Source organism: uncultured Bradyrhizobium sp., from assembly GCF_964252615.1.
Taxonomy (GTDB): domain Bacteria; phylum Pseudomonadota; class Alphaproteobacteria; order Rhizobiales; family Xanthobacteraceae; genus Bradyrhizobium.
In genome coordinates this window covers 86,557-97,093 of record NZ_CAXUNQ010000013.1, presented here as the reverse complement: position 1 = coordinate 97,093, position 10,537 = coordinate 86,557, and the positions used below count along the sequence as shown (strand labels likewise).

Below are 10,537 nucleotides of genomic sequence, written 5' to 3'. Positions count from 1 at the left end.
CAGCAACGAGCCATACGAGGCTCCAAGGATCAGAATGTTGCGCGCCATGCTCTTTTCTACAGATGTTGTCAGATTTTCTTCTGACGCCCTGACCCGGGCCCGGTGAAATTCCGTCGGCGCTCCGCGTGCTTCAAACACCGAAGCGACCCACGCCTTACGTCCGATGGAAACCACCTTCAGACCAGGCACCTCCGTGTCTACCGTCAATTGATAGCCGTTACAATTATATAGCGGCCTCGCTATCGTTCTGTGCGGGCCCGCAGCTTTTCTCCAAACCCGGGATGCCCGCTTGGACAATTATGACGGGCTCCGTAGCCGCAGTGGGTGTCGAGCAACGCAAAACCTGCCCGGTCAGCCGCGCTCCATGCGAGCCGTACAGCATTGCGTCGGGACGGCAATGCCTGGCGCGGGGCCTCGCCACCGCCAATATCGGTGGTTGCGGCTTGGCTACTACCAAATATCGTAGTTGTATTGATAGCAACCGATGTGGCACGATCATCCGCTTGGTCCAACAGGGACCGCCACCCGAGTTTCGGCCGGATTTTGTCAGATTACCAATGCACCCCGACCAGACTGAGGAGATCGTCGCCCTGGACCGCAAGGTGATGGCGAAGATGGCAGCCACCTGGAGCGATCGCGTCGCGGTGCGCAAGGAGAGGCTGGACCTCAGTCAGTATTACGATCCCAGCATTCCGGACTTTCCACTGGAGATCATTCCGTTCGGCGCTGACCCGGAATTTCGCGCGATCCTCGACGAACAAGGCGACCAATCGCGCCTGCGATTTCTGGCCGCCACCTGGATCGCGTATAATGAACGCGTGATCTTCATCGAGGACGACGTCGTGCAGCCGTTCTGTGCGCTGCTGCGCAAGAACCTGCTGCCGGGCGTCAATGACGACCTGGTCCAGCAGGTCATCGTGCAGTCCCAGGTCGATGAGCAATTCCACACGCTGATGTGTCTCGAAGTGTGCAGCAGCGCGCGCGCGCGGCACCGGCTCAACGATTACGTGCTGCCGCCGCCGCTGCTCGGCAAACGGATACGCGAACAGCTGGCTACGACGGATGACGTGTTCGAACACGCGCTGATCCTGATGTCCTATGCCACGATCTCGGAAACTACGATTCACGATTACCTGCGCAAGCTGTCGACTATTACGTCGATCCAGCCGCTGAACCGCATCCATACCGAAATGCACCGCCGCGATGAAGCGGCGCATGGCACGATCTTTCTCGAGATCGCGCGTTCGGTGTATCGAAATCTCGACGCGGCCCGCGAACGCGCCTTACTGTCGTTTTTCACCAAGGCACTCCATGACTCGGTTGAAATCGATATGTCGTTCTGGTCATCGACGCTGCCCTATCTCGATACGCGCGACTGGCGTCCGTTCATCGAGCGCGTCGGCCGCGATTTAAGCCGCAGGCGCGTCGGACGCGACTACGGCGCGCTGCTTCAACTGCTTGATGATCTCGGTGTGCGCGATAAAGTCGATTTCTCATTCTCCTAACGGTTGCGCGGGCGCAACAAGAGAGCACGAACCGCCATGACCGACACGCCGGCCCAGCAGCCGCGAGTCAGCAGACTACATTACTCCGTCAGCTATCCCGATACGGACTCCGCCGGCGTCGTCAACCATTGCCGCTATATGGAAATGTCGGAGCGCGCCCGGCATCATCTGCTGAAATCGGTCGGCCTGTCTTATGCAATCCTGTGCGCCGATCACGCCACGCTGCTGCTCATTCACAAAATCAGCGCGGTGTTTCGAAAGTCCGCGCTGCTCGAAGACGAACTGCTGCTGGTAACGGCGCTCACCGAAGCCAGCCGGTCCCGAACCTCCTGGCTGACGCGGATCATGCGCAACGGCACCGAGCTTGCGCAGGTCAGCGCCGAGGTCGTCGCTCTGGCGCCGGAATCCCGCACGGTGCAACTGATGCCGAAGATCCTGCTGGAGCGGCTGGCGCCGTTCATCGGCGCGCTCGACTGAGCGGCATCAGCCGCCGGCGGGCTTCCAGCATCAGGCCGGTCGGCGACAGCCGGTTGCCGAACATGCCGACATAGAACCGAACGCTGAATGTCAGGTCCTAGCGCCGCATGGCGATGACCATGCCGGTGGTGACAATGATGACTCCGGCCAAGGCGGCGACACTTGGCGTTTCCGACAGCAGCGGGATTGCCGCGAGTGTCGTGACGCAGGGCACGGCTGCCGTGAAAAGCGCGGTTTCTGCCGCGCCGAGTGCAGATACCGCCTTGGTGTAGATGAAAATCGACAGCGCTCCAATCAACAGGCCCTGAAACACTGCCTGCAGCGCGAGCTCCCGCCAACTCACCAGCAGGAGCGCCTTACCCGGCACGAAAGCGTAGACCGGCAGGAAGCAGGCCATCGACAGCACCGCGACGATTGCCGCGGAGCGCGCCGGCGGAAGGCCGTAGCGCCGCGCCAGGATGGCATAGCTCGACCAGCACAGCGAAGCGAGCAGCAGCGAGAGATCGCCCAGCAATTGCCGCGGCGTGGCGACGAGCCAGCTGTCCGCGGCCATCAGCACAACCCCGACCAGGATCAGCAGAATGCCAGGGGTCTTGGCGCGTGCGGATCGGTCGCCAATGACGAAGGTGGTAAGCAAGAAGGTCCAGAGCGGCAGCGTACCGTGCAGGAGCACCGCGCCGTGCGCTGCCGGTGCCAGCAGAAAGCCGGTATAGGCGAATAGCGCGAAGCCGAGCCCGCCCAGAAACGCCAGAACAGCGGCCTGCCGCCATGCGAGGCCGGACAGCCCGTGCCGAATGACGAACGGCAGCAGCGCCATGCCGCCGATGCTGAAGCGCAGCGCGGCGATGTCCGGTAACGTCAGCGCGGAGGAGAAGCCGAGCCGCGAGATCAGCGTGAAGCTGCTGAACAGCACGATGACGCCGATACCACAGAATACGCCGATGGTTCGCTCGGCGAAGAAGCCTACCGGTCCGCTGCGCGTCCGGTCCGTTTCGCCAGCGCTCATGAATGGGACGCTTTTTCGGTAAAGCAGTTTCTGGGCGACAGCTCGACAATCGAACAGGCGACGCCCGCCTTTCCGGCGCGTTGAAATTAACAAACTACTCTTGCAGCCGGAATCACAATTGGTTGATACCGGCTGTTTCGAACCTTCGACGGTCGACGCGCTGGCGTCCGCGCACGATCCTATAAATTAGATTTCAAATCCGCGGCACGCCACTATCAATTTTGGACACCGCCGATTCCAAGCGTGCCCAACTTTCGACACAACCTAAGATGGTTGTAAGGGCAACGGCAATTGCCGCACTAAAAACAACCGATGCCGGGGGGAACGTCTGATGACCATCACACGCGCGCGTTTCTTTTCCGCGACTTCCCTGTCATTCCGCATGCCCGGCGACTGTCGGAGTCTGCCATCGCGCGCGTGGCCTTCCCGAGCTGCGGATTGAATCTGTCAGAACTGATAGTCGTCGCCATCGCGAGCAGCGTGCATATCCATCCACCACGATTTGTCGGCCACCGTTGCAGTTACGAGGAGCTAGTGTCCATGCACGCGAAAAAGGCACCTCTCCCAGAACCGGCGCAAACGACAGATCCCGTTGATTCCACGGCCGCTCGCCGCTTCTTGCTGACTGCGCCGCAGATGGCGCTCTGGCTCGATCAGGCGCTGCATCCCGGAAAGCCGATCTACAACACCGGGCAGATCGTGACGATCGAAGCTGCGGTGGATGTCGGTCTATTTAAAAAATCGTTGACTGCAGTGGTGGCCGAGCAGGATGCCTTGCGTCTCCGATTCGTACAGCGCGGCGCCGAAATTTTTCAGGAGGCGGTTGACGTTCTTGTTCCGCAGCTCCATGTGCGGGACTTCTCTGCCGAGGCCGATCCAGCAGCAGAAGCCAAGGCCTGGCTCGAACGGCTGTTCTGGGAGCCGATCGCCCCAACCGACTTTCCGCTTTTTCGCTTCGCGCTCGCGAAAGTCGGCGCCGACCGCTTTCTCTGGCTGCAGGCCTATCATCACCTGATCATCGACGCGACGGGACGTCAGTTGGTAGCGGCCCGGACGGCTGCTGTCTACGACAAGCTCGCTGCGGGCGGGCCGGTGCCGCCGGCGCCCGGGGGAAGCTACCGCGAAACGAAAACCAGAGAGAACGCCTATCTCGCCTCGGCGCACTATGCCGCCGACGAAGACTATTGGCGCAAGCGTTTTTCCGATCTTCCGGCGCCGATCGTTCATCGCGGCGCCGGTCTCAGCGAGAAGTCGCGTTCAGGTCGTTGGGTGCGCCTCGACGCCGGTCTGACATGGGAAGAAAGTGCGGCACTGCGCAGCTTCGCGAATGTCCGGAAATCTTCCCTGTTCAAGTTGATCCTGATCGTCGCCTGGTGCTGTTTCAGCCGCCTCTATCGGCAGGACGACCTGATTTTCGGGGTGCCGCTGGCCAATCGGGCGGCACCGTCGGCCAAGACAATCGCCGGGCTATTTTCGACGGTGATGCCGTTTCGGCTGCGGCTCGATGCGATGGCTTCCCTGGACGCGGCGCTGGCCCAGCTTAATGACGAATTATCCAGGGATCTGAAGCACCAAACCTTTCCTACCGATCACATCAATCGAGTCCTCGAACTGCGAAAGCTCAATCGAGGAGGACTGTATGACGTTGTCGTGAACTACGTACGCAACGACTATGCCTTCGATCTCGGCGGGGCGCGGATCGCGTGTACGAACCTCTCGGCGGGTTTCGCGGTGCCATGGAGCATCATGGCCCTGGAATACGGGTCAGCCGACGCCATCCAGATCGTTATCGATTACGATCAGGGCCGCATTGATCCTGCTGAAGCCGCGCAGTTTCTTCGGGCCTTTCGAAGCTCGCTGTCGCATATCATCGACATCGACGATGTTGCCATCGAACAGTTGCTCTCCGGCGCGGATGCGGTTCCGTTTCAGTTCGCCGAGCCGGCCGGCCACCCTGCGCGCACCGGCCGGTCTGTCTCGGCTACCTCCGTAGCGGCCACCGCCGCTCCGCGCCCGCCGCGCGACGATGTCGATGCAGCACTGCTTGGTATCTGGCAGAAATATTTCACAGACCGAAACCTCGGTATCGAGGCTGACTATTTTGATCTCGGCGGCGATTCGTTACGGGCGGCATTGTTGATCGGCGAGTGCAATCTGCAGATCGGCGTCGATCTGCCGCTTTCGGTGCTGTTCGAGCGCCGAACGCTCGAGCGGGTCGCCGACGCTTTTCGCGAATGCACCGGGAAGCAGGTTTCGTCGTGCTTCGTCAGGCTGCAGGAGGGAAATGGAGGCGTGCCGCTGCTCCTGGTCCATCCTGTTGGAGGCAGTCTGTTCTGCTATCATGACCTGATTACGAGCTTGGGAAAGGATGTTCCGGTCTATGGTCTGCATGCATCCGGACTAGGCGAAGGCGAGCATCTGCCGGATTCCATTGAGGCGATGGCAGACCAATATGTGCGTGCCGCAGCGCCGATCGTTCAAACGGGTCTGCATCTCGCCGGATGGTCGTTCGGCGGCCTCGTCGCTTTTGCCATCGCCTCCCGGCTCGCCGGGTCCGGTACCCCGGCCGGCAGCCTTACGATGATAGATACGTCGTCGCGCCCGGATTTCCGGAGCGAAGACGACGACGGCGCGGTACGTCGCCTGGTTGCAAGTTCCCTGGGCGTTAATCTCGAATCGCCGCCGGGAGCGGATTTGCCGACCGCTGTTGCGCGGATCGTTGCCGCGACGGCGTCGCAAGCGGGCAGCGCCGGCCTGACCGAGGATCAGGTAACGTGCATGTTTGATCGGGTTCGTCATGCGCGACGGCTCCGGCGCAACTATCGTCCGTCCCGATTAAGCGGTGGTCTAACTCTGTTTCGCGCCGTGTTGGAGCCGGACACGCGCGAACAGGATTTTGACTGGAGCGAACTGATCGACGGACCGATCGACGTCGTCTCACTGCCGGCGACGCATGAATCGATCGTCCGCAAGCCGCACGTGGATCAGGTGGCGGCTGTCCTTGCAAAGGTAATTTCCGGGAAGCGGGTAGGGGCTTTGTCTTGACCCTCACTGCGGAAACGTCCACCCGTCGTTGGGGGCCTGCCGCGGCAGTTGCCATCACGCTCGTCGTCACAGTCATCATCTCCCTGATCAATGCCTGCGTGCCGGTTCTGGCGCCCAAAATCGCCGCAGACCGCGGCTGGAACGTCGCCCTCATAACCTTTTATGCACCGACGGTCTGCGTTGCCTCGTTGTGCATCAACTTTCTCGCTCCCTTTCTGCTGCGTCGACTTGGCGGCATGGGGCTGGGCCTTGTCTGCGTCGCGTTCAGTGCCGCTGGCCTGCTTTTCCTTCTGTCCGACGGTTTCTGGCTTTTGACCGGGGCGCCGCTCGCCATCGGCCTGGCGACCGGTGCGCTCAACCCTGCCAGCGCCCAGATTCTCGGGCCACGGACGACACCTCAGAATTCGGGTCTGATCATGTCGATCAAGCAGACCGGTGTCCCTCTGGGCGGCGTGCTGGCAGGTGCCTTGGTGCCGCTTCTGGTGCTGTATTGGGGGTGGCAGGCGGCGGTTGTCGATCTTGCTCTCGCGAGCGCGGCCGCAGGCGTGTTGCTGTTGCCAGCGGTCGGCTGGCTCAATGCAGACGCCCGTTCGCTGCCCATTACCAAGTACCGCCCGCTCGAACCGATCCGTCGTCTCCTTGCGTTGCCGGGAATGTTGAGGCTGCTCGTCGCGGCGCTGGCATTCGTGTCGATGCAGCTTAGCCTGCGATCGTTCTTTACCGTCTATCTCGTCGATCAGTTGGGCTTCGATTTGACGACTGCCGGCCTTGCCTTTGGCGCCTCGCAGGCGGCGGGAATCGTTGGCCAGATCGGCTGGGCCGTGATGTCGGATCGCCTGCTGCCGGCGAGAGCCGTCATGGCGATCGTCGGCGTGCTTATGTCGGCTGGCGCAGCGCTCACTGCGGTCTTTACCTCGAACTGGCCCGTGGCCGGCATCGTTGTCGTAGCCGTGGTGTACGGCGTCAGCGCCGCCGGCTTTATTCCAGTCGTACTCGGCGAAGTCATGCGACGCTCGCCGCCAGGGCAGGCCGGCGCCCTGATGAGCGGCGCCAACCTTTTCATTCTCAGCGGCGTTCTTGTCGGGCCGCTCATCTTCGGCGCGGTGCTGGCGGTGGCCAGCTACGCGGCCGCATTCGTGGCCCTGGCGGCGGGCACGCTGGCCGCGTCGATCCTCGTGGCGCTGCCTCCCGGTCCGTCCCGACCTGACGTTTCGCAAGGCGACCATTCAGCATCACGGAGTGGCCAGTGACCGAAGCGTTTCTGTTCGTCGTCCAAGCGCTGGTGATCGTCGTGCTCCCCTATGCGGTGTGGCATTTCACCCGGCTGGGTCGGGTGGTGCCGCTGGTCGTCGTGCAAATTATGACCGGCGTGGCGCTCGGTCCGTCGCTGCTCGGCAAGTTCGCGCCGGATGCCTATCAGTTGCTTTTCAGCCCGGACCGCCTGCGTGGTTTTTCCGGGATATCCTCGATCGCGGTGCTCACCTTTGGTTTCATCACCGGTCTTCATCTTGATTCGTCGCACTATCGTCATCGCGGTTTCGGCTTCGGCTTGACGGCCATTGGCAGTATGGCCGTTCCATTAGGCCTGGGCGCCATGACCGGCGTTTGGATCCTCGAGCGGTTTCCGAACGAGCTTCCCGCGGCCGGCAGCCGCTATCAGTTCATCGTCGCCATTGCGATCTGCATCGGCATCACCGCGCTGCCTGTTCTCGCAGCCATCCTGCGCGAGATGAAGCTGTTGCGGGATTCATTGGGGCAAACGGCGCTGGGCCTTGCCGCCGTGAACGATGGGGCGCTTTGGATACTGCTTGCGGCGCTGCTGACAAGCACCGGAGCGGCCGGGGTTCTGCCGGTGACACAGATCGTGCCGATATTCCTCGCATATCTGTTCGTCATGTTCTTTGTCGTCCGACCCATGACGCGACGGTTCATCAAACTCGATCCAACCGACGGTGGGCTGAGCGATGGCAATCTGGTCGGCGTGATCGCGGTGGCATTTGTCTCGGGCGCCGCGACCGAGACGATCGGCCTTCATTATATCCTAGGTGCATTTATCGCCGGGGCGGCGATGCCCAACGGCCTCCGGCGAGCCATCCTGGACAAGCTTGAAATTCCCGTTGTCGTTCTCTTGATGCCCTTTTTCTTCATGCTGGCGGGCTTGCGCGCGATGATCGACGTCGGATCGCCGGCGTTCCAGCAGATAGCGGCGGGGGCGTTCGCCGCGGCAATCATCGGCAAAGTTATCGGGACGGCGCTGCCCGCCCGGCTCATGCATTCATGGCCCGAAAGCCTCGCGCTTGGGACGCTGATGACGACCAAGGGGCTGATGGAACTCATTGTACTCACCATTCTGCTCGATGCCGGAATCATCAGCGGAAACGTGTTCTCCGCTCTCCTATCGATGGCGCTGGTCGTCACCGCAGTGGTCACTCCGCTGACGCACGCGATCCTGCGACATCGCGATAAGAAGCTCAATGCTCCGGAACTGGCCAGACCGTCTCGTGTCACCAGCCGCGAGCCGTCGCAGCGCACCGACAACCGGAAGCAGGGCGAACTGGTGCAACTGCGAACCGTAAATCGAAAGGGAGGGAAGTGACATGACAACATTAGAGGACCGAGGAACCGCTGCGCTTCGCCAGCCGCCGGCTCCTGTAGCGGGACGCCTGCCCGGAAACCTGCTGCACAGGATCTTCGAGGAGCGCGCGCGACAGGCGCCGCATCGGATTGCCGTCGCGCTGATGGATGAAACCGTGTCGTATGGCGAGCTCGATCGACGCGCCAACCAACTTGCTCACAAACTGCAGCAGCTCGATGTGGGGCCAGAGACGCTTGTCGGCCTGTGCGTGGACCGAAGTATCGAGATGATCGTGGGGTTGCTGGCGATCCTGAAGGCTGGCGGCGCCTATGTGCCGATCGATCCGAGCTATCCTGCCAAGCGCATCCGCTTCCTGCTCGATGACAGTGCGGTGTCCGTCGTGGTCACGGTTGCCCGCGTTGCATCGTGCCTGGCCGATGGCACAGCGACGATTCTCTGCATAGACGACGAAGCGTCGGAGCTTTCTCGGCAGCCCGATCATGCGCCAGCCCTGAAGCAGGAAAACGAACGGAGTCTTGCCTATGTCATCTATACCTCGGGTTCGACCGGCCTGCCAAAAGGCGTTCTGGTCGAACATCACAGCGTGGTCCGGCTATTCGAGCAGACACATCGCTGGTTTGGATTCGACGAGCGCGATGTCTGGACCATGTTCCATTCGATCGGCTTTGATTTCTCAGTCTGGGAAATCTGGGGCGCGTTGCTGTACGGAGGGCGTTTGGTCATCGTTCCCTACGATGTGAGCCGGTCGGCGAAGCAGTTTCATGCCCTGATCCAAAAGATGGGCGTCACCGTCCTCAACCAGACGCCCTCGGCGTTCCGGCAACTGGTCGCCGAAGATGGTGCGGCCGAACAGGTTTACGACCTCGCTCTGCGGCTGGTCATCTTCGGCGGCGAAGCCCTCGATCTGAAGACGTTAGAGCCCTGGATCGGCCGGCGCGGTGACCAGCGCCCCGCGCTCGTCAATATGTACGGGATCACGGAAACCACCGTTCACGTCACCTACAGGCGGCTCAGGGCTGACGACCTTAAGCAGCCGAATCTCAGCCCGATCGGCATTCCGATCCCCGATCTGAAAATTCACCTGTTGGATGCGTCGCGCCAGCCGGTCGCCGACGGTACGCCCGGCGACATCTACGTCTCGGGGCCCGGTGTGGCGCGGGGCTATCTCAACCGTTCCGACCTGACGGCCGAGCGCTTTCTCGCCGTCGGCGGCGGTCAAGGTAAGCTCTACAATTCCGGAGACCGTGCCGTTCGTCTGTCGAACGGCGAGTTGAACTATCTCGGCCGTGCCGACGATCAGATCAAGGTGCGCGGTTTTCGCATCGAGCCGAAGGAAATCGAATTCTGTCTCGGCGGCCATCCCGCGGTTGCGTCGAGCGTCGTGGTCCCGCGTGACTACGGCGAGGGCGACGTCCGCCTGATTGCGTATGTCGTGCCGAAACAGAAAGCGCAGACGCTTGGTCCTGCAATGGAGCGGCTGAGCCGCGAGATGACTGAACTCGCTGCGACCGAACTGCCGCTCCACATGCGGCCATCCGCGTATGTCTTCCTTTCCTCGCTGCCAATGACGGCTCATGGCAAGATCGACCGCGCCGCGCTGCCGTCACCTGCAGCGAGGCACGCCGTATCCGGCGAGGCCGAAACGCCGCCGCCAAATTCCATTGCTCAGGCGCTGACGGCATTATGGGAAGATATCCTCGAGGTCAAAGGCATCAAGGTCACGGACGACTTCTTCGACGTCGGCGGCACGTCCTTGGCATTGGCCCGGATGTTTGGCCGCATGAGCCAGCTCTTCGGAGTTTCGCTTGACTTCAGCGTTTTGATCGAAGGTGCGACCATCGAGCGGCTGGCAGCCTGCGTCGGCAAGGAATTGCGCTCGGGCAGCGTCACCGCCTGACCATCGTAAGA

General features: G+C 61.7%; 8 protein-coding genes. 6 read left to right on the top strand and 2 right to left on the bottom strand.

What is annotated here, in order from left to right; all coding sequences use genetic code 11:
- Positions 1-207: hypothetical protein (locus tag ACFE72_RS10035; RefSeq protein ID WP_375412938.1), on the bottom strand; the 207-nt coding region annotated here is incomplete at its 3' end.
- Positions 208-557: 350 nt separating this feature from the next.
- Here ACFE72_RS10035 and ACFE72_RS10030 point away from each other — a divergent pair.
- A complete protein-coding gene (locus tag ACFE72_RS10030; protein WP_375412937.1) occupies positions 558-1,505 on the top strand; it encodes a diiron oxygenase in 948 nt (315 codons plus the stop codon).
- A 36-nt stretch (positions 1,506-1,541) separates the two neighbouring features.
- Entirely contained in the window at positions 1,542-1,982 is a 441-nt protein-coding gene (locus tag ACFE72_RS10025) for a thioesterase family protein (RefSeq protein ID WP_375412936.1), read from the top strand.
- 97 nt (positions 1,983-2,079) lie between these two features.
- Here ACFE72_RS10025 and ACFE72_RS10020 read toward each other — a convergent pair whose 3' ends face one another.
- Positions 2,080-2,988, bottom strand: coding sequence for a DMT family transporter (locus ACFE72_RS10020; RefSeq protein ID WP_375412935.1), 909 nt, complete (start codon positions 2,986-2,988; stop codon positions 2,080-2,082).
- A gap of 312 nt (positions 2,989-3,300) precedes the next feature.
- On the opposite strand from ACFE72_RS10020, the gene ACFE72_RS10015 reads away from it, so the two are divergent.
- From ACFE72_RS10015 to ACFE72_RS10000, 4 genes are read left to right on the top strand one after another with little or no spacing between them, the layout of a single operon-like run.
- A complete protein-coding gene (locus tag ACFE72_RS10015) occupies positions 3,301-6,033 on the top strand; it encodes a condensation domain-containing protein (protein WP_375412934.1) in 2,733 nt (910 codons plus the stop codon).
- Positions 6,030-7,283, top strand: coding sequence for an MFS transporter (locus ACFE72_RS10010; protein ID WP_375412933.1), 1,254 nt, complete (start codon positions 6,030-6,032; stop codon positions 7,281-7,283). Before ACFE72_RS10015 ends, ACFE72_RS10010 begins: the two co-directional genes overlap by 4 nt.
- Positions 7,280-8,629, top strand: a complete 1,350-nt coding sequence (locus ACFE72_RS10005; RefSeq protein ID WP_375412932.1) for a cation:proton antiporter — start codon at positions 7,280-7,282, stop codon at positions 8,627-8,629. Before ACFE72_RS10010 ends, ACFE72_RS10005 begins: the two co-directional genes overlap by 4 nt.
- Before the next feature lies 1 nt (position 8,630).
- On the top strand, positions 8,631-10,526 hold the full coding sequence (locus ACFE72_RS10000; RefSeq protein ID WP_375412931.1) for an amino acid adenylation domain-containing protein: 1,896 nt from the start codon (positions 8,631-8,633) through the stop codon (positions 10,524-10,526).
- The last annotated feature ends 11 nt before the right edge of the window (positions 10,527-10,537 follow it).

Bases quoted from the DNA above. Each gene is read 5' to 3' on its own strand.
- ACFE72_RS10030 (WP_375412937.1), top strand. From the start codon at position 558: ATGCACCCCGACCAGACTGAGGAGATCGTCGCCCTGGACCGCAAGGTG.
- ACFE72_RS10025 (WP_375412936.1), top strand. From the start codon at position 1,542: ATGACCGACACGCCGGCCCAGCAGCCGCGAGTCAGCAGACTACATTAC.
- ACFE72_RS10020 (WP_375412935.1), bottom strand. From the start codon at position 2,988: ATGAGCGCTGGCGAAACGGACCGGACGCGCAGCGGACCGGTAGGCTTC.
- ACFE72_RS10015 (WP_375412934.1), top strand. From the start codon at position 3,301: ATGCCGGGGGGAACGTCTGATGACCATCACACGCGCGCGTTTCTTTTC.
- ACFE72_RS10000 (WP_375412931.1), top strand. From the start codon at position 8,631: ATGACAACATTAGAGGACCGAGGAACCGCTGCGCTTCGCCAGCCGCCG.